21 protein-coding genes are annotated in these 25,904 nt (G+C 74.1%); 12 read left to right on the plus strand and 9 right to left on the minus strand.

Annotated features, from left to right (window positions below; all coding sequences use genetic code 11):
• Nucleotides 1–2 precede the first annotated feature (2 nt).
• From FRCN3DRAFT_RS57030 to FRCN3DRAFT_RS0204415, 3 genes are all read right to left on the minus strand, one after another.
• Nucleotides 3–1,994: a serine/threonine-protein kinase gene (locus FRCN3DRAFT_RS57030; protein WP_007518169.1), complete on the minus strand. Its 1,992-nt coding sequence runs from the start codon at nt 1,992–1,994 to the stop codon at nt 3–5.
• A gap of 368 nt (nt 1,995–2,362) precedes the next feature.
• Entirely contained in the window at nt 2,363–4,759 is a 2,397-nt protein-coding gene (locus FRCN3DRAFT_RS0204410) for a glycosyltransferase family 39 protein (RefSeq protein ID WP_007518167.1), read from the minus strand.
• 259 nt (nt 4,760–5,018) lie between these two features.
• The gene (locus tag FRCN3DRAFT_RS0204415) at nt 5,019–5,648 is read right to left on the minus strand and encodes a DinB family protein (RefSeq protein ID WP_007518165.1); all 630 of its coding nucleotides are present in this window, start codon (nt 5,646–5,648) and stop codon (nt 5,019–5,021) included.
• A gap of 322 nt (nt 5,649–5,970) precedes the next feature.
• Here FRCN3DRAFT_RS0204415 and FRCN3DRAFT_RS0204420 point away from each other — a divergent pair, with 322 nt between their 5' ends.
• On the plus strand, nt 5,971–6,717 hold the full coding sequence (locus tag FRCN3DRAFT_RS0204420) for a response regulator transcription factor (protein WP_007518163.1): 747 nt from the start codon (nt 5,971–5,973) through the stop codon (nt 6,715–6,717).
• An 82-nt stretch (nt 6,718–6,799) separates the two neighbouring features.
• A complete protein-coding gene (locus FRCN3DRAFT_RS0204425) occupies nt 6,800–7,186 on the plus strand; it encodes a response regulator transcription factor (protein ID WP_007518162.1) in 387 nt (128 codons plus the stop codon).
• Between the two features lie 159 nt (nt 7,187–7,345).
• On the opposite strand, the gene FRCN3DRAFT_RS0204430 is transcribed toward FRCN3DRAFT_RS0204425, so the two are convergent.
• From FRCN3DRAFT_RS0204430 to FRCN3DRAFT_RS42610, 3 genes are read right to left on the minus strand one after another with little or no spacing between them, the layout of a single operon-like run.
• Nucleotides 7,346–9,814: an FtsX-like permease family protein gene (locus tag FRCN3DRAFT_RS0204430; protein WP_051466132.1), complete on the minus strand. Its 2,469-nt coding sequence runs from the start codon at nt 9,812–9,814 to the stop codon at nt 7,346–7,348.
• Between the two features lie 3 nt (nt 9,815–9,817).
• Nucleotides 9,818–11,830 carry a sensor histidine kinase gene (locus FRCN3DRAFT_RS42605; protein WP_007520514.1) on the minus strand — a complete coding sequence of 671 codons (2,013 nt, stop codon included), beginning with the start codon at nt 11,828–11,830 and terminating at the stop codon, nt 9,818–9,820.
• A gap of 31 nt (nt 11,831–11,861) precedes the next feature.
• Complete coding sequence (locus tag FRCN3DRAFT_RS42610; RefSeq protein WP_007520512.1) at nt 11,862–12,794, minus strand: ABC transporter ATP-binding protein; 933 nt, start codon at nt 12,792–12,794, stop codon at nt 11,862–11,864.
• A gap of 326 nt (nt 12,795–13,120) precedes the next feature.
• Here FRCN3DRAFT_RS42610 and FRCN3DRAFT_RS53865 point away from each other — a divergent pair, with 326 nt between their 5' ends.
• The 4 genes from FRCN3DRAFT_RS53865 (at nt 13,121) to FRCN3DRAFT_RS0204460 (ending at nt 16,431) form a co-directional block, all read left to right on the plus strand.
• The gene (locus FRCN3DRAFT_RS53865) at nt 13,121–13,288 is read left to right on the plus strand and encodes a hypothetical protein (RefSeq protein ID WP_007520510.1); all 168 of its coding nucleotides are present in this window, start codon (nt 13,121–13,123) and stop codon (nt 13,286–13,288) included.
• 202 nt (nt 13,289–13,490) lie between these two features.
• On the plus strand, nt 13,491–14,162 hold the full coding sequence (locus tag FRCN3DRAFT_RS0204450) for a hypothetical protein (RefSeq protein ID WP_232793918.1): 672 nt from the start codon (nt 13,491–13,493) through the stop codon (nt 14,160–14,162).
• A gap of 284 nt (nt 14,163–14,446) precedes the next feature.
• Nucleotides 14,447–15,067: a TetR/AcrR family transcriptional regulator gene (locus FRCN3DRAFT_RS0204455; protein ID WP_007518389.1), complete on the plus strand. Its 621-nt coding sequence runs from the start codon at nt 14,447–14,449 to the stop codon at nt 15,065–15,067.
• Nucleotides 15,068–15,288: 221 nt separating this feature from the next.
• Nucleotides 15,289–16,431 carry an acyl-CoA dehydrogenase family protein gene (locus tag FRCN3DRAFT_RS0204460; RefSeq protein ID WP_007518387.1) on the plus strand — a complete coding sequence of 381 codons (1,143 nt, stop codon included), beginning with the start codon at nt 15,289–15,291 and terminating at the stop codon, nt 16,429–16,431.
• Nucleotides 16,432–16,511: 80 nt separating this feature from the next.
• Here FRCN3DRAFT_RS0204460 and FRCN3DRAFT_RS57035 read toward each other — a convergent pair whose 3' ends face one another.
• The gene (locus tag FRCN3DRAFT_RS57035; protein WP_007518385.1) at nt 16,512–17,939 is read right to left on the minus strand and encodes an amidohydrolase family protein; all 1,428 of its coding nucleotides are present in this window, start codon (nt 17,937–17,939) and stop codon (nt 16,512–16,514) included.
• A gap of 401 nt (nt 17,940–18,340) precedes the next feature.
• Between FRCN3DRAFT_RS57035 and FRCN3DRAFT_RS0204470 the strand changes: the two genes are divergently transcribed.
• Nucleotides 18,341–19,282 carry an acyl-ACP desaturase gene (locus FRCN3DRAFT_RS0204470; protein ID WP_007518384.1) on the plus strand — a complete coding sequence of 314 codons (942 nt, stop codon included), beginning with the start codon at nt 18,341–18,343 and terminating at the stop codon, nt 19,280–19,282.
• 164 nt (nt 19,283–19,446) lie between these two features.
• Nucleotides 19,447–19,860: a hypothetical protein gene (locus FRCN3DRAFT_RS49155; RefSeq protein ID WP_007518382.1), complete on the plus strand. Its 414-nt coding sequence runs from the start codon at nt 19,447–19,449 to the stop codon at nt 19,858–19,860.
• A gap of 74 nt (nt 19,861–19,934) precedes the next feature.
• On the opposite strand, the gene FRCN3DRAFT_RS0204480 is transcribed toward FRCN3DRAFT_RS49155, so the two are convergent.
• Together FRCN3DRAFT_RS0204480 and FRCN3DRAFT_RS0204485 are read right to left on the minus strand one after the other, a co-directional pair.
• Nucleotides 19,935–21,395, minus strand: a complete 1,461-nt coding sequence (locus FRCN3DRAFT_RS0204480; RefSeq protein WP_027140250.1) for a type I glutamate--ammonia ligase — start codon at nt 21,393–21,395, stop codon at nt 19,935–19,937.
• 186 nt (nt 21,396–21,581) lie between these two features.
• Nucleotides 21,582–22,268, minus strand: a complete 687-nt coding sequence (locus FRCN3DRAFT_RS0204485; protein ID WP_007518378.1) for a dTMP kinase — start codon at nt 22,266–22,268, stop codon at nt 21,582–21,584.
• Nucleotides 22,269–22,390: 122 nt separating this feature from the next.
• Between FRCN3DRAFT_RS0204485 and FRCN3DRAFT_RS0204490 the strand changes: the two genes are divergently transcribed.
• The 4 genes from FRCN3DRAFT_RS0204490 to FRCN3DRAFT_RS0204505 all read left to right on the plus strand — a co-directional run bounded on the left by FRCN3DRAFT_RS0204490 (nt 22,391) and on the right by FRCN3DRAFT_RS0204505 (nt 25,856).
• Nucleotides 22,391–22,585, plus strand: a complete 195-nt coding sequence (locus tag FRCN3DRAFT_RS0204490) for a hypothetical protein (protein ID WP_007518376.1) — start codon at nt 22,391–22,393, stop codon at nt 22,583–22,585.
• Nucleotides 22,582–23,697 carry an AAA family ATPase gene (locus FRCN3DRAFT_RS0204495; protein ID WP_007518374.1) on the plus strand — a complete coding sequence of 372 codons (1,116 nt, stop codon included), beginning with the start codon at nt 22,582–22,584 and terminating at the stop codon, nt 23,695–23,697. Before FRCN3DRAFT_RS0204490 ends, FRCN3DRAFT_RS0204495 begins: the two co-directional genes overlap by 4 nt.
• 153 nt (nt 23,698–23,850) lie before the next feature.
• Entirely contained in the window at nt 23,851–25,215 is a 1,365-nt protein-coding gene (locus tag FRCN3DRAFT_RS0204500; RefSeq protein ID WP_051466134.1) for a sensor histidine kinase, read from the plus strand.
• On the plus strand, nt 25,212–25,856 hold the full coding sequence (locus FRCN3DRAFT_RS0204505; protein WP_007518370.1) for a response regulator: 645 nt from the start codon (nt 25,212–25,214) through the stop codon (nt 25,854–25,856). Before FRCN3DRAFT_RS0204500 ends, FRCN3DRAFT_RS0204505 begins: the two co-directional genes overlap by 4 nt.
• The last annotated feature ends 48 nt before the right edge of the window (nt 25,857–25,904 follow it).

Genomic DNA, 25,904 nt, shown 5'->3' on the forward strand with positions numbered 1-25,904 from the left:
GCTCAGGGCAGGGCGTCGAAGTCGGTCCACCACTCGTAGAGGCCGCGGCCGTCCTCGTCGAAGGTGATGAACGCGACCAGGTCGGCGTCGTAGGTCCAGTAGATGTAGAAGTCACCGTTCTCGTGGCCGCAGATCAGCGCGCCCTGCTCGGCGGTCTCGCCGGTGTAGTTCCACCGGCCGACGTGGTCCTTGCCGTTCTTGCAGGAGCCGGAGTCCGTGACCTCGTCGTCGCGGGTCTTGGTGAACTGCGCCAGTGAATCCGCGTCGAAGAAGCTGAACGCGGCGACCGCGTGTTTCTCCCCCGTCGAGATGCAGGTGACGGCGGCCTGGACGGTGAAGTTCTCCTGGCTGGCCGCCGGCTTGCAACCCGACAGCGAGCCGGAGTCCAGCTTGGCCACGAGCGCCTGCTCCGCCAGGCTGAGCGCCGCGGTCGGCGTCGACGGCGGGGCGGAGGGCGGAGCCTTGACCGGAGTTGTCGGCGCCGTCGTGGGCGGAGGACTCGCCGACGTGGTCGCGCCCGGCGACGCGCCGCTCACCACCGTTCCGGTGTCGTCCTTCGGCCTGGCCACGATCACCAGGACGACGATCAGAACCACCAGTACGGCACCGATGGCGACACCGCCGATGATGAGGTTGCGCCGGCTGTTGTCGCGCGCGGGCGGCGGCGGAGGCGTCGGAGTTGGAGGCGGAGCGCCCTGGTATCCGCCCGGGCCGGAAGCCGGCTGGCTCCCGTATCCAGGCCCCGCTGAATAGCCACCGAAGCCCGCCGGCGGAATCTGTCGGACGCCGCCGGGTGCCGGCCGGTTCGCGGCGTTGTGGGCTGGCGTTCCGTATCCCACGCCCGGGAGATAGGGGGTGGTCGGGGCGAGGCCGGTCGGAACCGGCGGAAATGGGGAGGGCGGTACCGGGGAGGGCGACGGCATTGGGGGCAGCGGCGTGGAGCGCGGCGGAACGGAGGGCCGCAGCGCGGGAAGCTGCGGCATCGGAGGTGCCGGCACCGCTGGCGCTGGCGTCGCGGGTGCTGGCGTCGCGGGTGCTGGCGTCGCGGGTGCTGGTGTCGCGGGTGCTGGTGTCGCGGGCAGGCCAGCCGCTGGCATGGCCAGGCGGGAGGAACCCCTCGCGGCGGCGCGGACGTCGTCGTCGAGGTCGACGGGGGTCTGGGCTCGGTCCATCCAGCCGGGCCCGAGAGTGGCCGCGGCGGCCTCGGCGAGGTCGAGCGCGAACGCCCGGGCGGACTGCTGGCGGTGCGCCGGGTCCTTGGCCAGGGCCGTCAGCAGTGCCTGGCTGACCTGGGCCGGCACGCCGGGCGGCGGTGGGGGCGGGGTGTGCAGGTGCGCATCGCGCAGCCTCAGGTAGCTGTCCGTGTCGCCACCGAACAGGGGCATGCCGGCGGCCATCTCGTAGGCGACGACCGCGAGCGCGTACACGTCGACGGTGGGACGTAATGGCTGCCCCAGGAACTGCTCTGGAGCCATGTAACGCGGCGTCCCGACGATGGAGCTGGTGACGGACGCCGTGCCAGCGATGTCCTTCGCGATGCCGAAATCCGTAAGCTTCGCCCGGCCGTCCGCCGTGAACAGTACGTTCGCCGGCTTCACGTCGCGGTGCAGCAGCCCCCGCCGATGCGCCGTCTCCAATGCTCCCGCCACGGCGAGCACCACCGCGCAGGCCCATTCCGGCGCGGCCCGCGACTGCCTCAGCTTGGCCTTGAGGTCGCCGTCCGCCAGCAGCTCCATGACGATGAGGGCCAGTTCGCCAGCGGGTACGAAGTCGTACACCCGCACGATGTGGGGATGCTCGAGCCTGGTGAGAATGAGCGCCTCATCCTCGGGGTGCGTGCCCGATTCCGGAGCGCTCGGCAGCACCTTTATGGCCACGTCGCGGCGCAGCCGGTCCTTGGCCGCCAACACCGTGCCGGCCCCGCCGCGACCAACCTGCGCGCCCAGCGCATAGCCCGGAAGGGCCCGCTCGACGAGCGTCCGATCCACGATCACGGAAGAACACGTCTCCCATCTCCCGGGGCTCGCGCCCACCCGCCGGCGCCGCGCCTCCCCACAGGCACCACGCCTCGCCGGCCGACGACCGGCGAGAGCCGACGCCATCGCGAGCGAGAGGCGGCTCGGCCGAAAGCCCGCCTTCGACGCACCCAAGCATCGCGCCCGCGCGCCGCTCGACCGGATCAACCGTCTCTCACCCGACACGATGCGCCAGGTGCCCCTAATTCTCCACGTTCCGCGATGCCCGCCGTGGCCGGACGAGCACGGCGGGCATCGCGGATCTGCCAGCGCCAGCACCGGCCCGAACGCCGGCGTCAGAGCCAGAGCCATGGGCAACGGGCCACGGGCCGGCCTCAGCGCCGACCTCAGGTCACCGTCGTTCCGCCGTTGCCCGTGCCGCCACCGCTGCTCGTCGCCCCGTCAGGGTTGGTAGTCAGGTCATAGACGGTGACGCCGTCGACCGTGGAGGCGGTGAAATTCTGCTGGACCCACGCGGTGATCGCGGAGGCCTGCTGGCTACCGCCGTTCCCGCGCCCGGAAAGCCCACCACCGATGAAGTAGTGGATCTTTCCGTCGGCGACGTACTTCTGGAACTGCGCGAGTGTGGGCGACGGGTCGGTGCCATTGAAGCCACCGATCGCCATGACCGGCTCATCGGCCGCCAACTGGTACCCGGCGGCGTTGTTCGAGCCGACGGCGGCCGCGGACCAGGTGTACGCGGAGCTGTTCTGCTTCAGCAACGCCACCAGGTCCGCGCCCGGGTCGGTCGCGCCCAGCAGGCCGCCCATGCCGCCGCCCCCGCCGGGGAACCCACCGCCGCCCTGACCACCGGTACCCCCCTGACCACCGGTACCCCCCTGACCACCGGTGCCGCCCTGGCCACCAGGGAAGCCTGGTGTCCCGCCACCGAGACCACGGCCGAAGCCGCCACCGGGTGCCGTGCCGCCTTGCCACGGGAAGCCGCCCTGCCCCTGTTGTCCCTGACCTTGCTGCCCCTGACCCTGGCCCAGTTGGCCCTGGCCGCCGGGAAAGGCGCCGGCGGCGGGACGAGCGTTCCGGCCGCCGGCCGCCGGGCCCGCGCTCGGGAGCGCGCCGGTGTGCGGCGCATCCGCGGTCGCCAGCGCGTAGCTGGTCGGACCGAGCAGGCAGCCGACCAGAGCCAGACCCGCGACGGCGAGACCCGCGCGAGCCGGCATCCGGGACACGCCCAGGAGCAGCACCGCGCCTGCGAGCCCCACGACGAGCACGGCCGGGCGCAGCCAGTCGTGCCAGCCGGCGGTGCGGCCGAGCAGGTGGGCGCACCACCACGCCGTGAGGGCCGTGACAGCGGCGAGCGTGCCGGCGGCCGCCAGGTGCTCGCGGCGCTCCCACAGCGCCACCGACCCCATGCCGACCAGCGCGCCGATCGCCGGGGCGAGCGCGACCGTGTAGTACGGGTGGAAGATCCCCTGCATCTGGCTGAAGACGATGCCCGTCACCAGCAGCCAGCCGCCCCACACCAGGAACGCCGCGCGCGCCCGGTCGGTGCGGGGCGCCCAACGCGGCTGCCGGGCAGCCTCGTCGCCGGCCGCGGAGGGCACCGACGGCGGCGTGGCCCGCCACGTCACCCACAGGCCGGCGACGAGCAGCGCGAGCGCGGCCGGCAGCAGCCAGGCGACCTGGCCGCCGATCTCGCTGTTGAACATCCGGCCCCAGCCGGTCTGGCCCCAGCCGCCGCCGGCCGTCGGTGGGCCGAACACCCGTCCGGCCGCGCCGCCGGCGCCGCCGCCGGGACCCCCGCCCACGCTGCCTGTCTCGTCGCCGGTCAGCCGGCCGAAGCCGTTGTAGCCGAGGGTCAGCTCCAGGATGCTGTTGTGCTGGGAGCCGCCGATGTACGGGCGGGCCGACGCCGGAACGAGCTCGACGACGGCGATGTACCAGCCGGCCGAGGCGACCAGCGCGAGGCCGGAGAGCAGCACGTCGCGCACCCGCCGGCCGATCCCCGTCGGCGCCGCGACCAGGTACACCGCGGCGAGCACCGGCACGATCAGGAACGCCTGCAGCATCTTGGTCAGGAAGCCGAACCCGACCAGCACGCCGGCGAGCGCGAGCCAGCGCGCGCTCGCCCGCTCGACGGCCCGCAGCGTGGCGTACGCGGCGCCGATGAGCAGCAGCACCAGCAGCGCGTCCGGGTTGTTGAACCGGAACATCAGTACGGCCACCGGCGTCGTCGCGAGGACGAGCCCGGCGATCAGGCCGGCGGCCGGGCTGAAGGCCCGCCGGACGGTCGCGTAGAGCAACCCGACGGAGGCGACGCCGCACAGCGCCTCCGGCACCAGGATGCTCCACGAGCTCAGCCCGAAGATCCGTACCGACAGGCTCATCAGCCACATCGCGACCGGCGGCTTGTCGACGGTGATCGAGTTGCCGGCGTCCGAGGACCCGTAGAAAAGCGCCTTCCAGCTCTGCCCGCCCGCCTGCGCCGCCGCCGAGTAGAAGGCGTTCGCCCATCCGGACCGGCCCAGCCCCCACAGGTAGAGCACCGCCGTCGCCGCCAGCAGCGCGAGCAACGCCGGCCGGGCCCACCGCGGGTCGTCCGGCCGCCCCCGAGCGACCCGCGCGAGCCGTCCTCGCCACCCCTGGCCGCCGTCTCTCAGGCCGGGCTGCCCCGCCCGATCGGCCTGATCCGCGGCTCCCGGCTGGCCGACCGGTTCGTCCAGACCCGTCGGCATGGCCGGAGCGACCATGGCGGTGGCGCGCGACATCGGCTCGTGCGTTGTCATGTGTTCAGGGTCGCCGGGGCGGCTGTGGTTTTGCTGAACGAGTTCCTAAACGCTGCCAGCAGCCCGGGCGACGCGGCGTGCCGTCCGTCGGCCCCGGGCGTCGCCCTCGCCGGTCCCGCGCGACGCCGCTCCATGATCCGGTGAGATTTTCCGACCTCTGGCGCCGAAGATCCCACCAGATCATGGAGCGGGTCCACCGGGGCGCGCGAAGGATCGGCGCCTCCCGGGGTCCGCGCGATCGGGCGGGGGCCCGCCGGGGTCAGCCCATGGTGCGGGCGCCGTCGAGGGACTCGCGGATGATGTCGGCGTGGCCGGCGTGCTGGGAGGTCTCGGCGATGAGGTGCAGGAGCATGCGGCGGGCCGACCAGCTCGCGCCCGGCTCGAACCAGGGCGCCTCCGGCAGCCGGTGGCCGGCCCCGAGGTCCGGGATGCCGGCGATGATCTCCTCGGTGCGCCGGGCGACCTCCTCGTAGCTCGCCAGGACGTCGGCGAGCGTCTCGCCCTCCACCAGGCGGAACTCGGTGTCACGCTCGCTGAAGCCGTTCGCGAACGCGTCCGCGCCGCGCAGCACGAAGTCCAGCCACCGCCTCTCGGTGAGCGCGACGTGCTTGACCAGACCGCCGAGGGTCAGCTGGCTCACCGTGGTGCGGGCGGCGGCCTGCTCGTCGGTCAGGTCCTTCGTGGTGAAGCGCAGGAAGAACCGGTGGCGCGCCAGCGTCTCCAGCAGGTCGGTGCGCTCGTCGGCGAGCGCGGGGGCGCCGACACCGACCGCGCCGACCTCACCGACCGCGCCGACCTCACCGGTCGCGGCCTCGCCGGCGCCGGCGGGGTCGGCGGCGCCGACCTCGAGGGTGGCGGTGCCGGCGGTGGTGCTCGTGATGGTCGCCATCGTCGCTGGTCCTTCCTGTATGTCCTGCGCCTGTCGGGAGATGACGTCCGACGCCGTGGGATCAGCACGTTCCCGAGGCCCGGGGGCTCCGCCGCCGTCGTCGTCAGAACCGACGCTAGAAGCGATAGCGGCCAGATCCTGTCCTCAATCGACCGGGATTTTCGAGCGACGTGATTTCGGACCAGATCCCGCCGCGCCGGCCCGCGCGCTACCCGGAGCAACACCACCCCTGGGCCGATTTCGGCGCTCCGTCGCCGACGAGACATATGTCCGCGCATGGGCGACCGCCACGTCGACGCGATCGTGCGCTTAGGGTTAGACGGTGGCCATCCGAGTACTGCTCGCCGAGGACGATGCGCTGCTACGGCATGGCCTCGCCACCCTGATCGAGCGGACCGACGGGGTGGAGCTGGCCGGCGCCGCCACGGACCGGCCGTCGGTGGAGCAGGCCGTCCGCGAGCTGTCCCCGGACGTCGTCGTCACCGACATCCGGATGCCGCCGACGCGTACCGACGAGGGCATCCAGGTCGCCGCCTGGCTGCGCCGCGAGCATCCGCACGTCGGGGTCGTCGTGCTCAGCCAGTTCGCCGAGGCCACCTACGCGCTCGCGCTGCTGGAGGGTGGCTCCGCCGGGCGGGCGTACCTGCTCAAGGAGCGCGTCGCCGGGCTGGACGAGCTGCTGCGGGCGATCCGCGCGGTGGCGGCCGGCGAGTCGGTGATCGACCCGGCCGTCGTCGAGGGCCTCGTCGCCGCCAACACCCGGCGCACCCATTCCGAGCTCGACCGGCTGACGCCGCGAGAGCGCGAGGTGCTCAGCCACATGGCCCAGGGCTGGAGCAACGCGGCGATCGCCGCGAGCCTGGTGCTCTCCGAGCGCGCGGTCGAGAAGCACAGCAACTCGATCTTCGCCAAGCTGGGTCTGACCGACGAGCCGGACCTGAACCGCCGCGTCAAGGCCGTCCTGCTCTACCTGCACTCGGGGCAGCAGAGCACCGCCAACGCCCCGGACGGATCGTCGAGCGCCCGCCAGACGCGCCCCGGCGCCGGCCGCGCGGCCCGCGGCGGCTGAAGCAGCGGGGGGGTTAGCCACACCCCTCGACTTGGGTGGTCGCATCCTGGGTTAGAACGGGACGGGCGGACACACTGAATTCATGACCTCCCCCTCCGCCGTCTCGGTCCTTGTCGTGGACGACCAGCGGCCCTTTCGCCTAGCGGTACGCGCCGTCGTCCGGCGCGCGCCGGGATTCGTCCTGGCCGGCGAGGCGGACACGGGCGAGGCAGGTGTCGCCGCCGCCGAGTCGCTACGCCCGGACCTCGTCCTGATGGACGTGAACCTGCCCGGCATCGACGGCGTCGCCGCCGGCAGCCGGATCCGCGACGCCGACCCGCATACCGTCGTGATCCTCTGTTCCACCTACGGCAAGACCGAGCTCCCGGCCACCGTCGCCGAGAGTGGCATGGACTACCTGCACAAGGCGGATCTCGCGCCCGCCGTCCTGCGCGCGCTCTGGGAACGCCGCCCCTTCGACGGCGACTGACCCCAGCCAGCAGCCACCAGTTACCGGCTACCGCCCACCGGCCACCTGTCGCCGGCGGACAGCCCGCGCCGCGGCCGCCCCGCCCTCCGACCGCCTCCTAGGTCGCCTCTGACGGCCTCCGGCCACGCGAGGCTCCGCCATCGTCGCGTGGCCTTTGGCCTAGCCGGACCGCGAGTGGACCGAGGGCCGCAGCCAGGCATTGCGCGGAGCCGGGACGAGAGCGGCGAGCGCTCCGATGACCAGCGCCGCCGGCGGCAACATCAGCAGCAGCCCGCCCGGGAACGCGGCGTCGCCCCCGACACCGGTCGCGCTCGCGATCTCCCACCACACCAGGCGCCCGACCCCGAGGCCGAGGGGAATCCCGACGCCGACCGCGCCGAGCGCCGTCACGCAGGCCGCCGTCACCGCGGCCGCGGCCGTCTGCGCCGGCGTGCTCCCGAGCGTGCGCAGGACGCCGGCCTCGCCGGCGCGCCGGCGCCAGCTGGTCGTCACCGAATGGACCAGCGCGATGGCCGCGAGGCCGCCGAGCACCATCTGGAGCACCTCCGGCAGCCTGCCGATGCCGCCCAGGTTCGCGACCTCCGTCGGCGGCTGCCGCGGTGCCACCTCGTACTCGTCGCCGAGGTCGCCGACGAGCGACGCCACCGGCACGCCGTCGGCGGCGGTGACCAGGCCGTCCCACCAGGGTGCCGTCCGTTGGGTCCGTTCCAGCACGCCCGGGTCGAGCAGCAGGTTGTCACCGAGCCGTTCGCCGCCGACCGGCGGCCCGAGGCCGATGCCGACCACGGTGACCCGTGCCCCGTCGCCGTCGCCTGGGCTGGGCGCGAGGTTGAGGACGTCGCCGACCTCGACGCCGAGGTCATGGGCGGCGTGCGTTCCGACCACCGCCTCGCCGGGGCCTCGGCCAGTTCGCCCGGAGAGCATCGTCCAGCCCTGCTGGCCGGTGGCCGAGTGGACGGCGTACGCGGTGACCTCCACGCAGCCGGGACCCGGCCTCGCCGCGGGCGCCGCCCGGCTCCCCTTGCTGGGGCCCTCATCGGCGGTATCCGCCGGGTCGCAGCCGTCGCCCGCCAGCACCGTCGACCGGGCGACCAGGCTGACGGCGGCTATCCAGGGGTCCACCTTCAGCCGCGCGACGATGTCGGGCCGGGCATCCAGCAGGTCGAGGTCGGCGGTCCAGCCGTAACGGCTGGGATCGCGTATGAGCCGGTCGATGCCGTGCGCGACCGTCGCCGCCGCCACCAGCGCGGCCACCGAGATCATGGCGGTGATGACCGATGGGCGCCGGCCCGACGACGGCCGGTGTCCGGTGAGCGCGAACCGCGTGCCCACCCACAGCCAGGCTGGGCCCGCCCAGGCCGGGCCGGGGCTCAGCCAGCTGGCCCGCACCGGGCCGGCGGCGCGCGCGGCCCCAGTGGCGGCCCGGCCGCGGCCGGCGCGGGCCGCCGACCATCCCGAGAGGGCCAGGACGAGGCCGATGGCGGCCACCTCGGTGATCCCCGCGACCGCGAGGTTGGGCGTGTAGCCAGGATGGGGTTCCAGGTCGGCGAGCGGGCCGATCGGTTCCAGCCGGCCGGCGAGCAGGGGCCCCGTCGCCGCGACCAGCCCGGCGAGCGCCGCCGCCGGGACGGCCGCGAGCACCCGCGCCGCCGCCCTGCCGGCCGGCGTCACGCCGAGCACGGCCTCGATCCGCTGCTCGGTCAGCCGTGCGTAGTGATGGCGCCCGAACGCCACCGCGGCGGTGGCGAGCCCGGTCACCCCGACGACGACGGCGAACGCGACCAGGCCGGTCAGCAGCACCCGGGTCGTGGCCCCGACCCGGGCGTCCGAGTCGGTCGCCGGATGCTGCACCTCCAGGAGCGGGAACTCGGCCGCCTGGGGGTCCTGCTCGTCGCCGGCCGTCGCCGCGGCGCGGGCGAGCGCCGTGTCGGCACGGGCCACCGCGTCCGGCGCCGACACCAGCTTGATCATGACGGTGATGCCGACGGTGGCGATGTCGCCGGCGACGGCGGGCGAGAGCAGCAGCGGTGTCTGCTGGGCCGTCGCGCCGGCCATCCGGACAAGGCCGGTCACCCGCACCGTGAACCGTGCCCCGTGCGGCGTCCCGAAGCCGGTGTCGAAGTTGAAGTAGTCGTCCCTGGTCAGCGCCCGCAGGGTCAGGACGTCGTCGACCTTGACCCCGAGTGACCTGGCGGTCCGCTCGTCGAGGACCGCCTCCGCCGCGTTCGGGTCGTAGTTCCGGCCCTTCACGACGACCGGCGTGTACACGCCGACGTCCGAGCCGACCGGGTGGCCGGCGAGCATCCCGAGGTACACGACGCCCGGCCGGTTCTCCACCCGGGCCGCGGACGCCGCGGTGACCCAGACGGACTGCAGGCCGGGTACGACCGCCGCGGCCCTGGCCGCGAGCCCCGGCCCGGCGGGCACGGTGATCTGCAGATCCGGCACGGCGGTCGCGCGTTCGAGCCGAGCCGGCGCGGTCCCGGTGCGCCGGGTCAGCGCGGCCGCGCCGCCGACGACCGCGCCGACCAGCCCGACGAGCAGCCCGAGGGCGACCAGGCTGGGCCAGCGGCGCCGCAGCTGCCCGAGGGCGATCATGCGGACGGCGCCGAACACCGGGGCTGCCATGTCTCAGCCGCCGTTCCGACCGGGCTCGCCCGGCACCGGCGTCGCGCGCTCGTCCGGCTCGGCCGCGCCGGCAGGAACGCCGCCCGTCAGCGCGTCGCCGCCGCCTGTGGTCGCCGGCCCGCCAGCGGCTGTCGCCCCGCCAGCCGCCGAAGGAGCGACGGCCACCGACGCGACCGCGGCGACCGAGTCCGGGGCGCCATCACCACGGCCGGCAACACCGGCACCGGCACCGGCACTGACGCTGGCACTGGCGGACGGGGTCACGCGACCGGTGGAAGGAGCGGCGAGGCCGCTGGCGACGCTGCCCGTGTTGTCGGCCAGCGGGACGACGCCGTCCAGCCGCACGCCCGCGGCCGGCGCCGACTCGATCACGAGCGAGCCGCCGATCGCGCCGATCCGGTCGCGCATGTTCGTGAGGCCCTGGCCAGCGAGCCGCCGCCGTGGGTCGAAACCGGGGCCATCGTCGGCGACCGTGAACGCCAGCGCGTCCTCGCGCTCGGTCAGGACGATCTCCACCTGGCTGCCGGGCGCGTGCTTGGCGGCGTTCTGCAGTGCCTCCAGGCAGCAGAAGTAGACGGCCGCCTCGACGTCCGGCCCGTGCCTGCCGACGCCGTCCGTGGCCAGCCGCACGCCCAGCGGGGAGCGAGCGGCCGCGGCCCGCAGCGCCTCGGTCAGGCCGGAGGAGCGCAGCAACGGCGGGTAGATGCCCTGCGCGAGGTTGCGTACCTCGGCGATCGCGGCGCTCACCTGCTCGGCCATCTCGCCGATCAGCTCATCGGCGGCCTCGGCGTCCTCGGTGACCAGGTCGCGCACCAGCCGCAGGCCGATCGCGAGCGATACCAGCTGCTGCTGGGCGCCGTCGTGCAGGTCCCGCTCGATCCGGCGCCGCTCGGCGTCGGCGGCGGCGACCAGCCGGGCCCGGGACACCCGCAGCTCGTCGTTCACCCGGCGCAGGTCGACCAGCGCATCCCGCAGGTTCGCGTCGAGCTGCCGGTTGTGCAGCACGGCGCCCAACCGGGTGCCGAGCTCGGCGAGCAGCCGGTCCTCGGCCTCGCTGAACCGCGGGTCGTCCACCGTCCGCTCGACGACGAGCAGGCCGAGCAGCGCGCCGCTGGCCCGCGCCGGGACGACGCGCAGCTGGGTGCCCGGCCGCGCCCAGACCAGCCGTGGCACCCACAGCGTCAGCCAGCCGGGACCCGCCACCCTGGCTCGCGACAGGGCTACCAGGTCTCCGGCGGACAGGGTGAGCGTGCCGCCCGGCCGGCCCCGGCCCAGGCCGTTGTCGACGCGCTCGGACCCGCTGCCCTGGTTGGCCGCCGCCGCCGTGGCCGTGGCCGCCGTGGGTGTGGGCGTGGCCGGCGGCGGATCGAAGGACCGGCGCGGCGGGGGCTCCGGCAGCACGACGGCGGCCGTGAGCCGTCCGCCGGCCCCGGTCCAGATCTCGACGCGGCGAAGCGTCAGCGTGCGGCGCAGCGCGTCGGCGAGCTGCACGAGCGCCTGTTCCAGCGGCACGTCCCGGCTGGTCTGCTCGCCGAACGTCGCCAGCACGTCGTCGGGCCGGAATCGCCCGCCGCGCACGGCTCGGCGGGCCGCGCGCCTGGCCGGTATCCGCAGCGCGACGCTGAGCGTCGCCGCGGTCGCCGCGCTCACCAGGACGGGCATGAGGAAGCCGGCCCCGTTGTCGGCGGGGATCCGGCCGAGCGCGACCACCGAGGCGGCGAGCGCACCGGCCCCGACCAGCGCGAACGAGGCGACGTCAGCGCCGAGAAGCAGCACCTGCTCCGCGTGCCGCCGTGGGCCGCCGAACCAACCGGCGACCGTGCCAGCGACGGGCAGCAGCACCGCCGCCGCGATCGGCAACCACCAGGGCGGGTAGCCGGCGCCCAACAGCCGCGGCACGGCGCACAGCGCGGCGATGCCGGCGGCGGCGAGCACGGCGGCGATCAGCAGCAGGCGCCGCGGCCGCGGCGTCGTCTCGCGCGCGCCCGGCGCCGCGGCGGGCGGCAGCAGGCTCACCGGCGCACCTCGCCGCGTCCAGGCCGTCCGGTCATGGCAGGTCCTCGCGGACGGACGGGCTCTCGACCTGGCCGTCGCGCATGGTCACGATCCGCTGCGCGCCGGCCGCGACCGCGGCGTCGTGGGTGACCATCACGATGGTCTGGCCCCGCGCGTGCAGCCTGGTGAACAGGTCGAGCACCTCGGCGGCGCCGGCGGAGTCCAGCGCGCCCGTCGGCTCGTCGGCGAGCAGCAGCGTCGGGCTCCCTGCGAGCGCCCTGGCGATGGCGAGCCGCTGACGCTGGCCACCGGACAGCGTCGCGGGCAGCGCCTCGGCTCGTTCCAGCAGGCCGAGCACGTCGAGGAGGTCCTGCGCGCGGCGGATCGCGGCACGCCGGCCGAGACCGGCGAGCCGCGCGGCGAGCACCACGTTGTCGGCCGCCGTCATGCTCTCCAGCAGGTGGAAGAACTGGAACACCATGCCCACGTGCCGGCGGCGCAGCCGGGCGAGCCTGGTCTCGGACAGCTCGCCGAGCGCCTGCCCGGCGACGACCACGGAGCCGTCGTCCGCGCGCTCCAGCCCGGCGATGACGTTGAGCAGGGTGGACTTGCCGCTGCCGGACGGACCCGTGACGGCGACGAACTCACCGGGCCAGACCGTGAGCGACGCCCCGCGCAGCGCCTGGACCGGGGCCACCTCCGCGTCGAAGGTCCGGTGCACGCCGACCACGGCGACGACCGGCTCCGACGAGGGCTCCCACCGCTCGGGGCCGCCCGCCGGGTCGTCGGCGACGCCCTCGGCGCGGGTGTGCTCGGCGGGGATGCCCTCACCGGGCGTGGGCGCGGCAGGCGTGCCCGCGCCACCTGGACCGGCCGAGCCCTGGCCCGTCGCGATCGCGCCGACAGCGGTACGCATCCACACCCCGTCTCCCCGGCCCAGCTCCCGCACCTCGCGACGGCCGGCGTCGCGTTCCCATGTTCCCAAGGACGTCCGCCTCCGGGGGCGTGTTTCCAACCGCATGATCGCGCCCCTGGCGGGCTGGCAGGCCTGGTCCGGACAGCGCGGATCACCCCGTAGTTCGGGGACACCAGGATTCCAACGTGTTCTCGCGCCGAGGGGAAGCGGGATAACCGCCCCACCTGGGTGGTGCTGGCCTCCCCGGCGGCTCGCTGGCTGGCACCGTCGCTCCGCGGTGCCGCGCTGACGCACAGTCGTCCCGCTGCCCGCTGCCCGCTGAGCCCATCGGCGCACGGCCGGCAACGAACGGACCACAGCGACTTCCGCCCCGACGTCTCAACGAGGAGACCGCGATGACCAGCACCAGCCCGACCACCTTCCCCTACGGCGACGTCACCGCGGTGCCCGCCGCGGGCAAGGTCGCCTCGACCGGCCAGGACCCCTCGGCCGCGGGCGCGGACGTCAGCACCGACGACGCCGCGGACCGGACCACGGCCGACGCCGTCAGCCGCGCGGCCTGACCACGTCCGAGGGGCACTCCTGGGCGCCGCGGCATCGAGGCGCCCACACCGGGACACGAGCGGGCTATTGATCGGGTATTCCGCATCCGCGACGCTTCGTACACAGTCGTGCGCCAAATACCAGAGTGGTCTGTCAGCAGTCCGACCGTTTCTCGCCGCGATTCACCTGAATGAGCCGAGCACACTTGGGGATGTGCAAACCATGGCCCGACACCGAGTCGACTCCCGGACCGCCCCGCGGGTAGCCACCGCCGCGCCCCACCGCCGTTCCGGCGGTCGGCACGCGGCTCGCCCCGCGACCCAGGCGACCTCCCGGGCCGTGGTTGCGCGGCGCATCGCCATGCCCGCGGCCACGGTCGCGGTCGCGAGCGTGGTCACCATCGGCGGCGCCGTCGCCTTCGCGACCAGCTCGCAGGGCGCCACCAACGCCACGCACGCGACCACGTCCATCAGCAACGCGCCCACCGGCGCGACGGCCCCGAACAGCGCGCCGCCGGCGGCGGGGGCCGTCGGCGCCGCCTCGGGCGCGGCCCAGCCCACCGCCGGCGCGGCGGTCGCGCCGTCGCCCGCGGACGCGGCGGCGATCACTGCCGCGATCCGGTCGAGCGAGCTGACCAGCCTGGTCTCCCCGACCTCCTACGAGGTCGCCGACATCGAGATCGCCGGCAGCGACCCGAACTGGGCGCGGGCCGAGCTGACGCCGGTCACCGCCGACGTCGACCGCGCCTACGGCGTGCTGCGTCGGACCGCGTCCGGCTGGCAGCTGGCGCAGCTCGGCAGCTTCGAGGTCGGCTGCACGCTCGTGCCGCCCCAGGCCCGCGCCGACCTGGCGCTCGACTGCCCGCCGCCCTCGGCCACGACCTACAGCGCCTAGGCCGGCCATCACGTAGGCCGACGGGGCTCGGCCGACCGGTCACCTGACCGGTCGGCCGATTCTCTGTTCCCCTGACGGCTGGTCCCCTGACGTCTGGTCCACTGGCTGCCGGCGGCGTCCTCGGCCGGCGAGGGCCTTGGCCCGACGCCACAGCGCCATCCGAGATCAACCCATCGTTACCGGTGTCGGGATTTCCATCCCGGGATGACTACCAGGCCCGCCCGATCCACGACCAACAGTGCGCGCTCACAACGAACGCGCGTTTTGGCAGGCAGACTGGGCTGATGGCATTGCGCAGTCCCGCCGCCGGGCGCCGTCGCCAGCCGGAGGTCACCCGGGACCGGCTGCTCGCCGCCGCCGTCGACCTGTTCGCCGAACGGGGTTATGACGGCGTTCGCGTCCGTGACATCGCCGACCGGGCGGGGGTGACCACCGGCGCGATCTACTCGCACTACCCGGACATGGCCTCGCTGCTCGCCGACGCCGCCGGACGGGCCGTCGACCATGCCGTGCAGGCGGTCGCGCACGTCGGGCACGGCGAGCTCGGCGACGCGCTGCTGGCCGCCGCCACGTCGACCGCGGCCGGCCGTCGGCTGTCCCGCGAGCAGGCGCTGCTGCTCGAGGCCATCGTCGCCGCCCGCCGGGAGCCGACGCTACGCAAGGCGCTCGGCGAGGTGCTGCGCGAGCGGTTCGAGCTGGTGCGCGGCGCCATCGAGCAGGCGCGCCAGGACGGCGAGTTACGCGACGATCTTTCCCCCGACGCCGTCGCCTGGTTCCTCTACCTGGCCCCGATCGGGTTGCTCACCGGCCGGGCCGCCGGACTGGCCGGCCCCGATCTCGACGAGCTGCGCGCGGTCTTCGAGGCCGTCGTCAGCGGCCTGCGCATCCCGCCGGCGGCCAGCTGAGCCGAGCGCCTCGCGCCCCGGACCTCCCGATCGCCTCGCGCCCGGCGGGAACCGGGGCATGCGTGCCCCCGCCGATCAGCCGATCAGCCGATCACGAGAATCGCATAACAGTTGTTAGCTATCGTCTAGTCCGCCACTGTCCAACGAGGCCGGGCGCGACGCGGCGCGCGGCCTCGGACGGCCGCCGCGCTCCGGCGGCCGGCGGGTACTCGGAGGAAATCATGCGGCGCACCCTGTTCGGCGAGGAACACCTACTCCTGCGGGATGCGTTCCGCGCCTTCCTGGCCGAGCACGTGACGCCGTACCACGCCGACTGGGAGAAGGCCGGGATCGTCGACCGGGCGGTCTGGACGGAGGCCGGCAAGCAGGGCTTCCTCGGATTCGACGTTCCCGAGGAGTACGGCGGCGGCGGGCAGGACGACTTCCGCTACAACGCCGTCGTCACCGAGGAGTGCGGGCGGGCGGGCACCACCGGCCTCGGCTACGCGCTGCACAACGACGTCGTGGCGCCCTACCTCATCAAGCTCTGCACCGACGAGCAGAAGCGGCGCTGGCTGCCCGGCTTCTGCTCCGGCGAGATCGTCACCGCGATCGCGATGACCGAGCCGGGCGCGGGCAGCGACCTGCGCGGCATGCGGACCTCGGCCCGCCGGGACGGGAGCGACTGGCTTCTCTCCGGCTCCAAGACGTTCATCACCAACGGCATTCACGCCGACCTCGTGGTCGTCGCCGCGCGCACCTCCGAGCTGAAGGGCGGCCGCGGGCTCTCGCTGTTCGGGGTGGAGCGCGGGATGCCCGGCTTCACCCGCGGGCGCAACCTCGACAAGGTCGGGATGAAGGCGCAGGACACCGCCGAGCTGTTCTTCGACGACGTCCGGGTACCGGCGGCGAACCTGATCGGCGAGGAGGGGGCCGGATTCCTGCACCTCGTCGGCAACCTGCCCCAGGAAAGACTCTCGGTCGCGGTGCTCGCCGCCGCGTCGATGGAGGCGGTGCTCCAGTACACCGTCGAGTACTGCAAGAGCCGCAAGGCCTTTGGCCAGTCGATCGGCAGCTTCCAGAACAGCCGGTTCCTGCTCGCCGAGCTCGCCACCGAGACCCAGGTGGTACGCACCTTCATCGATCGGTGCATCGAGGAGCTGGTCGCCGGCAAGCTGACGGCCGAGGACGCGGCGATGGCGAAGTGGTGGTCGACGGAGCTGCAGGTCAAGCTCATCGACCGTTGCCTGCAGCTGCACGGCGGCTACGGCTACATGACGGAGTACCCGGTCGCCCGCGCCTACCTCGACGCCAGGGTGCAGACCATCTACGCCGGCACCACCGAGATCATGAAGGAGATCATCGGCCGCGGCCTCGGGGTGTGACCCGCGCTGTGTGAACGACCCTCACGTGCACGAGCTCGGCCGGCACGAGCTCGGCCGGCACGAGCTCGGCCGGCACGAGCTCAGCCGGCGCCGGATGGCGGTTTCGCCGACCGCTTGGCAGCGGCTGGCTTCTTGGCGGGTTCCCGCTTGGCCGGTTCCCGCTTGGCCGGCTCGGCCGCGCTCGGCCGCCCCGCCGGTCGCTTCGCCACGGCCGGCTTCGCGGGTCCCGCCTTCTTGGCCGGCGCCCGCTTGGCCGGGGCCCGCCTGCTCGCCGCGCCGGCTGGCCGCTTCACCGCCGCCGGCTCGCCGGCCGGCTCCGCCAGGCCGTAGACCCGGCGCGCATTGCCCGCGCCCACCATGACGGCGACGCGGTCCGCGTCGTCGGTCGTCCAGTCGCCGTCCGCGATGCCCGCGGCCAGGAAGGCCGTGAGGGCCCGGCGGAACAGCCGCGCGCCCAGCAGGTACAGCTCGGCAAGAGCGAACGCGTCCGTGGAGAACAGCAACTTGCCGAACGGCGCAAGCTCCAGCGCCTCGGCGAGCACGGTCGCGCTCGCCCGCCCGACGTTGTGGGTCGCCAGGCCTACGTCCAGGTAGACATGCGGGAACACCTGCGCCAGGTAGCCCGCCTCCCGGTGGAACGGGTAGCAGTGCAGCAGCAGCACCGGTGCCTCGGTGGCTGCGAGCGCCCGGAGTAGCTCGGTGAGCAGCAGCGGGTTGGCCCGCGTCAGGTGCAGGTCGGTGTCCCCGTAGCCGGTGTGGATCTGTATCGGCAGACCCAGGTCGGCGCCCGTCCAGATGAGGAAGCTGTGCAGCACCGGATCCGCGAGCCGGATCGGGGCGCCGGCGCGCAGCCGGCCCACCCAGGACCGTACCGCCGCGATCACCACCCGGTCGGTGGGACGCTCGGCGGGCAGCTCCAGGCCCACCCGGTACGCGGCCACCGACTTCACCCCGACGACGGGAGCCCTGTCACCGGCGGCGGGGCGGGCCCCCGGCCCGCCGCCGGCCGCCGCCCGCGCCGCGAGGCGGGCACGCACCTGGTCGGGGAAGTGGGCCACGCCCACCTGGCCGGTGACGATGTCGAGCGCCACCTGCTCGGCGAGCGGCTCGAGTCGGACGACGTCGTGCCCGCGGCCGCCCGCGGCCGCGGCGAGATCCGCGGCGCTGGTGAGCCGCTCCGGGGCGAACCCGGTGTCGACGCAGAAGTCGACGATGCCGGCGGACCGCAGCATCCGCGCAGCCACCTCGTCGGCGCCGAGCTCCGCCCGGCGGGCGAGGTAGTCGTCCGGCCGGGCGTGCGCGGGCAGGTCGAGCACCGGCGCGCAGTAACGCCGCAACGCGAAGCCGAGCTGGCTGTCGAAGAACGAGGTACCCGGCGGGCCCGGCTGGTCGGCCTCCGTCATGACCCGTTCGAAGTCCGGGCGGTCCAGCTCGCGCCGCACCAGCCCATGGCAGTGGTGGTCGACCAGCGGGAGCGTTTCGAGCGTCTCGATCCGTGGCACCGACACGCCGAGGGCTTCCCCCGGATCGCCACGCCGCAAGCATGGCTGGCCCTCCGCACGAGCTCAGCCTGTGGATAACCTGTGGAGAAGTGGGGGTGGCCTGTGTACAAGTAGGCCGACCGGCCTCCCGCTACCGGGCTTACCGGCTTCGACCGTCCTCTGTGCAGGGGTTTCCAACGCCCCGTCACCTGTGGACGGCTGTGGACAGTGTCTCTGGTTCGCTCCGTGCGGGCACCGCGCTCCGGCCCCTCACTCGCTTCGCTCCCGAGGGACCTCCGCGCCCACACGGTCACCTACCGCTGAACGTCACCAATCCAAGGTAACTGTTCCCCGGGAACAGTTCAGCCTCGGAAAGTCCACTCCGCTGGGACATGGCCGGGCCGGCATCCAGCTGCGATGGTCAGTTCATGACCTCACCCACGGAACTGGATCTGCTGCGCGAGCTGGAGCCGGTCGCCGCGGCGAACATCGACCGGCACCTGGGTCTCGCCGCCGAGTGGATGCCGCACGAGTACGTGCCGTGGGGTCTGGGGCGTGACTTCGACACCCTGCCGTGGGAGCCGGAGCAGTCGGCGCTGTCCGACGTCGCCCAGATCGCCTTCGAGGTCAACCTGCTCACCGAGGACAACCTGCCGAGCTACCACCGGGAGATCGCCTCGGCGTACGGCCGCGACGGCGCCTGGGGCACCTGGGTCGGCCGGTGGACCGCCGAGGAGGGCCGGCACGCGATCGCGATGCGGGACTACCTGATGGTCACCCGCGGCGTCGACCCGGTGGCGCTGGAACGCGGCCGGATGCACCAGATGGAGCTCGGCTACGACAGCGGCAACAAGACCCCGCTGCGGGTCATGGCCTACGTGACCATCCAGGAGCTGGCCACCCGGATCAGTCACCGCAACACCGGCCGGTTCACCCAGGAGCCGGTGGCCGAGAAGCTGCTGGCCCGGATCGCCGCCGACGAGAACCTCCACATGATCTTCTATCGGAACCTCGTCACCGCCGCGCTGGAGCTCGCCCCGGACCTGACCGTGTTGGCCATCCGCGACGAGGTCCTCAACTTCGACATGCCCGGCACCGGCATCCTCGACTTCAAGAGCAAGGCCCGCCAGATCGCCGACGCCGGCATCTACAACCTGCGCGTCCACCACGACGAGGTGGTGACGCCAGTGCTGCGGCAGTGGCAGTTCTTCGCGCTGGAGGGCCTGGGCGGCGAGGCCGAGCAGGCCAGGGCCGAGGTCGCGACCTTCCTCGAGGGACTCGACGCCTTCGCCACCCTCCAGGAGGAGAAGCGCGCCGCCCGGGCCGCCCGAGCCGGCCGGGCCACCGGCGAGCTCGCCGCCCAGGCCTGAGCCGGGCAGGATCTGGCCACTCCCTCCGCAGCCGCGGGGAGGGCGACCGGCCCACCGGTGCGCGGTGCCAGCTCAAACGGTCGTGCCGGCCCCAACGGCGGCCGGGTACGTGAGGTAGTCCATAGTGTCTCCTCGTGGGCAGCCATCGCCGCCGGAAATGGCACGTGACCACATTCCCAGTCGTGGTCGCGACCTTCGGCGTCGTCGCCCTGGCCATCGGGTTGATGTTCGGCGGACTGGGTGGCGGCAGCGAGAACACCGACCTGCTGCTGACGAGCCCCTCACCCAAGATCTCGGTCTCGCCCGCTCGCGAGTCCTCGTTCTCGGCGCGCGACACGCCGACGTCGTCCTCGACCGCGTCAGACGACGCGACCTCGACCGGGACGGCGAGCCCGGCCGCGTCGCCCGCCACCCGCCCGTCAGGCGGCGCCACCCCGCGGCGGACCGCCACGCCGTCCCCGTCGCCTGACCCGGACACCGGACCAGGCGACGGCGGAGGGGGCGGAGGCGGAATACAGCTCCCCCCGATCGACCTGCCCACCTGCGTGCAGACCGACCACGGCCTCCGCTGCCACTGAGCCGCTGCCACTGGGCGGCGTGCGGTCCGGCTACGCGAGCCCCCACCGGTTCGGCTGCGCCTCTGGCCGGCTGGTCAGTGCCGCCAGAGCGTCTGGGCGACGACCTCGTCAGGGGTGGCGTCCGCGAACTGGTCGATCTCCGCTCGACGGACGAGAAGAATCGTGTCGTGCAGCTCGGGGCCGAACGCATCGAGCAGGACGGCGTCCGCCTCGAACGCCGTCACGGCGTCGGCGAGCCGGGCCGGCAACGGCACTATGCCGCGCCGCGCTCGCTCGTCCTCCGCCAGCGAGGCCGGGTCGACGTCGACCGGCTCGGGCAGGCGCGCTTCGCGGGCCGCGACACCTGACCGCCCGGCGGCCAGCAGGCCCGCCAGCAGCAGGTACGGGTTGGCGGTCAGGTCGAAGCACTTGACCTCGAGGTTCGGGGACGCGGCGGCCCATCGCTCGGGGCTGAGCTTGACGCCCAGCTCGGCCTCCACGTCCGGCGAGTGCACCGACCGTCCGCCGACCGCGAGGCCGGTCACCAGCCGCAGCGCGGCCTCTCGGTTCTCCACCCCCCAGCAGGCGAACGCGCCCGACCAGCGCGACGGCGCGAGCCGCAGGTAGGAGGCGACGCTGGGCGCGCCGACCGCCAGCAGCGCGGGCAGGTGGTCGAGTATCCCGGCGGCGAACCGTTCGCCCAGCTGGCTCAGTCCAGCCGGGCCTCTCCCGTCGATGAGCACGTTCCAGCGTGGGTTGTCCTCCATCCCGAGGCTCAGGTGCACATGCCCGCCGTTACCGACGCCGTTTGGGACGACCGCCGGTGAGAACGAGGTACGCAGTTGGTGCCGAGCGCCGACCGCGCGCACGGTCTGGCGGACCAGAACGCTGCTGTCGGCCGCCCCGAGCGGGTCCTCGGCCGCGACGGACACCTCGAACTGACCTGGCGCGTACTCAGGGTGGATCTGCTCGACCACCAGCCCCTGCTCGGTCAGCGCCTGGACGACATCGCGCAGGTAGTCGGAAAGCTCGATCACCCGATCCATGCCGTAGGCGGGCCCCCTGGCTATCGAGCCTGGCGCCGAGAGGTGCTGCCAGCCCTCGGCGTAGACGTTCCATTCGATCTCGATGCCCGCCCGCGCCTGGAAGCCGTCGCCGCCGTGGAGGCCGGCGAGCGCGTCGATCTGGCGGCGCAGGACCTCCCGGGCGTCCTGGGGATGCGGCCGGCCGAGCTGGTCGAACCGGTCGGCCGGCGCCCAGGCCCAGCCCGGCTGGGCGGCCAGCGGCACCAGCCGGTCCAGGTCCGGGCGCAGTCGCAGGTCGCCGACCGGGCCCCCGGCATAGCGGCCGGACGCGATCCCGTCGGTCAGCCCGAACGCGTCGAACACCGGTGAGACCCCGACGCCCGCCTGGACGGCTCGTTCCAGTCTGCCGACCGGCACGCCCTTGACCCGGGTGATGCCGCTGTTGTCGACCCAGGTCAACGCCACCACCGCGACGCCGCGCGAACGCAGATCCGCCGCGATATGCGCCGCCTTGTCCTCATCCGCCGACATGCCGACGCCATCGCTCACGGGCACCCCTCATGGCCAGATGGGTGACACAGAAGCCCGCGCGCGCGGGCCACTTCCGTCAGTGTGCCGCCACGACCACCGAACGCACCAACACGCGGACGACGGGTGGAGACCATCGCGGCCGCGCGGCCGAGTTGAGACAGCCCGCCGGAGGGCACAACCCACGCGTCAGCGCAGGTTGTGCAGCACTTTCCCGACGGCGGCGTCGACGGTGGCCGCCATGGCGTCGACACCGGGCGCCGAGGCGCCCGCGGTCTCGGCGCGGTCGACGGTGAGCCACGGCGCGACCCAGCCGGAGCGGGCCAGTTCGTCGTACTCGTGCGCGACCCGGGCCTGCAGCGCGTCGTCCGCCTCGAACCTGTCGACGCCGCGCCCAGCGTCCGCCGCCGCGCGGGAACGCGCCTGAGCTCGGGCGACCTGGACAGGCACCCGCAGCAGCACCTGCAGGTCCGGACGAGGAAGCGCCAGGTCGCCCAGCTCGATCGCGGCGACCCAGTCGCGGAAGCCGGCGCGTTCCTCGGCCGGTAGCCGGGCGGCGCCGTAGGCCGCGTTCGAGGCGACGTAGCGGTCCACCAGTACCACCCCGTCACCGGCCGCCGCCGCGTCGAGCTCGGCTCGCGCGTTCGCCCGGTCGAGCGCGAACAGCAGGGCGCCGGCGCGCGCCGAGGCCCCGAGGGGTGCCAGCGCCGGGTCGCCGGTGAGCATCGCCCGCACCACCGGCCCGAGTGGGGCGACCGAGTAACGCGGGAACCCGAGTGTGCCGACCCGGCGCCCGGCCGCCGTCAACGCGGCGGCCAACGCCCTGGTCAGCGTGTTCTTACCCGCCCCGTCGATCCCCTCGATCGCGACGATCACGCGCGGCCCCCTTGTACTCCCCCGGGAACGTCCGGGAAAGAGGTCCACGCTACCGGCGCGCTAACGGAGACCGAACTTCAGCGCCTGGGGCGCCTGAAACGGCTCGTCCGGCGCCACACCCCATGGCCCGGTCCCATGCCGTCTATGCGCTGTTCCTCGGCCTGTGCGTGCTCGGCCTGCGCGACTGGCGGCGGGCGGCGGCACCCTCGGCCGCGGTCACGTCCGCGGCGGTCGAGGCGGCGGCCGACGGATCGCCCTACGGTGGCTCGTCCTGGCGGACCGGACCCACCCCCACGACGGGAGCGGACGGTCGGTGACGCGCTATCGGCACGGTTTCATCGTCGGCAAGTTCTACCCACCGCACCAAGGTCACCGCCAGCTCATCGACACGGCGGCGCGGACCTGCGACGAGGTCACCGTCCTGGTCGAGGCCGGCGCGACCGAGACGATCCCGCTCGCCGATCGAATGGCCTGGCTCCGTGAGACGCACGCCGACACGCCGCACGTGACCGTGATCGGGATTTCTTGCGACGTGCCGGTGGACATGGCCAACCCGACCGTGTGGACGGCACAGGTCGAGGTGATGCGGGCCGCGTTGCGACAGCACGGCCGGCCGCCCATCGACGCGGTCCTCTCCTCGGAGGCCTACGGCGACGAGCTCGCGGCCCGGCTCGGGGCGCGCGCCCACGTGCCGGTCGACCCTGGTCGGGAGCGGATACCGGTGTCCGCGACCCGGGTACGGGCGGACCTCGCCGCCGGCTGGGATCTGCTCGAGCCCCCGGTGCGGGCCGGCCTTACCTGCCGGATCGTCGTGGTCGGCGCCGAGTCGACCGGCACGACGACGATCTCCCGGACGCTCGCCGAGCACTACCGAGCCCGCGGCGGGGCCTGGGCGCGCACCCGGTGGGTCGAGGAGTTCGGGCGCGAGCTGACCGAGCGTAAGTGGGCCGCCGAGCGAGCCGCGGCGGCCAAGCGCGGCGAACGCCCGCCCGAGCTTGCCGACATCACCTGGACCGCCGACGACTTCGACGAGGTCGGCGGCGAGCAGACCCGCAGGGAGAACGCGGCGGCGCTGGCTGGCTCGCCCCTGCTCGTCTGCGACACCGACGCGTTCGCCACCATGATCTGGGAACGTCGCTACCTCGGCCCGGACGCCCGGCCCCCGCGGCCGTGGGCGACGAACCTCCCGCCGCGTGCGCTGTACCTGGTCACGGACCACCGGGATGTGCCCTGGGAGGACGACGGCATGCGCGAGGGAGACCTTGACATCCGCGCCACGATGACCACCTGGTTCATCGACGCCCTGACCGTCGCCGGCCACTCCTGGATCCCGCTGACCGGTCCGCTGCCAGACCGTCTCGACCTCGCCATCCGCGCGGTCGACGCCGCGCTCGCTCGGGCCGCCACCTTCGGCCCGCCGGCCGGGTAGCCACCGGGCGGTCGGAAGCCGGCCGGCTTCGTCGGCATCCGCGAGCGTCCCGTGATCGACGGCGGGAGCGCGAACGGATACGGCCCGGCGCGTAGCGCGGGATACGCGCCGGACCGGATGTCAGGGGCGGCTTTGGGGGTTACCGTCGCCGGGATGGACGGAACGTGGCTTCGGCGGAACCTTCGGTTCCTGCTGAGGGACCTGCTGGTCACCGCCGCGTTCACGATGTTGTTCTTCCTGACCGCACCCAGATGGAGCGAGACGCAGGTCCCCGCGCACCAGGCCATCGACGCGGCGGGGTACGCCCTGCTCGCCGCGATCGCGGCCGGGATGCTGGTCCGCCGCTGGCTGCCGCTGTACGTGCTCGGCGCGCAGAGCCTGCTCGTCGGCGCCCTCCTCGCGGCGGGCTACCCGCACGGCCCTTACTTCCTCGCGGTGGCGATAACCGGGCTCACCGTCGGCCGGACGAGCCAGCGCCGAGTGGCCGCCGCGGGCGCGATCTGCGCCACCATCCTGATCGCGACCGGCGAGCTGACGAGCTTCTTGCGCGGATACACGGGCGGCGGCTGGGATCTCTCCGTCGGGCTGGGGGTGGTTCTGCTGTTCGGCGTGCTCCCGGTCGTCGGCGGCGTGCTGCTCCGGGAGCATCGGGCCTGGCGGGCCAAGGCGGAGGAGGAGACGACCCGCCGGCGCGTGGACGACGAACGGCTGCGCATGGCCCGCGAGGTTCACGACGTCGTCGGGCACAGCCTGTCGATCATCTCGTTGCAGGCCGGCGTCGCGCTGCACGTCCTAGACCGCCGGCCCGAGCAGGCGCAGCTCTCGCTGGAGGCGATCCGCCGGACGGCGATCGAGGCGCTCGACGAGCTGCGCGCCACCCTCGCGCTGACCCGCGCCGGCCAGTTCATGCGCGGCTCGGCCCCGCTGGAGCCGCCGCTGGCGGAGCCAGCACGCCCGGAGCCATCACCCGCGGACCAGGCCGTGCCCGCCCCGCGAGCGGTGTCGCCGCCGCCGCCGTCCTCGGCGACCGAGCGGGCCGCCGAGCGGACGGCCGACCGGACGCCGCTGACGGGGCTCGGGAGGCTGCCCAGCCTCCTCGCCGAGGTCCGGCTATGCGGAATCCCGGTCGAGGCGTCGACCAGCGGGCCACTCGACACGCTGCCCGCCGACGTCGACCTGGCCGCCTACCGGATCGTGCAGGAGTCGCTGACGAACGTGCTCCGGCACGCCGCCGCGTCGCGGGTCACCATCGAGGTGACGGTCTCCGGCGGCGCCGTGTCCATCGACGTCGCCGACGCTCCGGACCCGCCGGCCGCCCAGCCGGTGGTACCCCCGGGCCACGGGCTCACCGGCCTGCGCGAGCGGGCCGAGGAACTGGGCGGGCGCCTGACCGCCGGCCCTTGCCCGGGCGGTGGCTGGCGCGTGCGCGCGCAGCTCCCGGTCACCCGGGCGCGACCGGTCGGCGGTCCTGGCGGCAGTCCCGGCGGCGCTGGCAGCCGTAGTGGAGGAAAACGTTGATCAGGGTCGTGGTGGCCGACGACCAGCCGCTGATCCGGCTGGGGCTGCGGGTGCTCGTCGAGACCGAGGACGATCTCGAGCTCGTCGGCGAGGCGGAGGACGGCCGGGCCGCCGTCGAGCTGGTGCGGCGCGCGAGGCCGGACGTCGCGCTTCTCGACATCCGGATGCCCGTGCTCGACGGGCTGGCGGCGCTGCGGGAGATCACCGACGATCCGGCGCTGAGTCATACCCGGGTGGTCATGGTGACGACCTTCGAGCTCGACGAGTACGTGTTCGAGGCGCTGCGCGGCGGCGCCTCCGGCTTCGTGCTGAAGGACAGCGAGCCGGCCGACCTGCTGCGGGCGATCCGGGTCGTCGCCGCCGGCGAGTCGCTGCTCTCGCCGGCCGTCACCAGGCGGGTGATCGAGGCGTTCGCGCGCCGGCCGGTCGCGCCCAATGCCCCCGACCTCGACGGGCTGACCGACCGGGAGCGGGAGGTGATGGGGCTCGTCGGCCATGGCCTGTCCAACGACGAGATCGCCGGCCGCCTGGTGATCAGTCCCGCCACCGCCCGGACCCACGTCAGCCGCGTCATGGTCAAGCTCGGCGCTCGGGACCGCGCTCAACTCGCCGTCCTCGCCAACCAGGCCGGCCTCGTCTGAGCCCCTCCTTCGTCGCCCGTTCGGCCTGAGCGGTAGGGCGGGTAGGTC

The organism is Pseudofrankia saprophytica (assembly GCF_000235425.2).
Taxonomy (GTDB): domain Bacteria; phylum Actinomycetota; class Actinomycetes; order Frankiales; family Frankiaceae; genus Pseudofrankia; species Pseudofrankia saprophytica.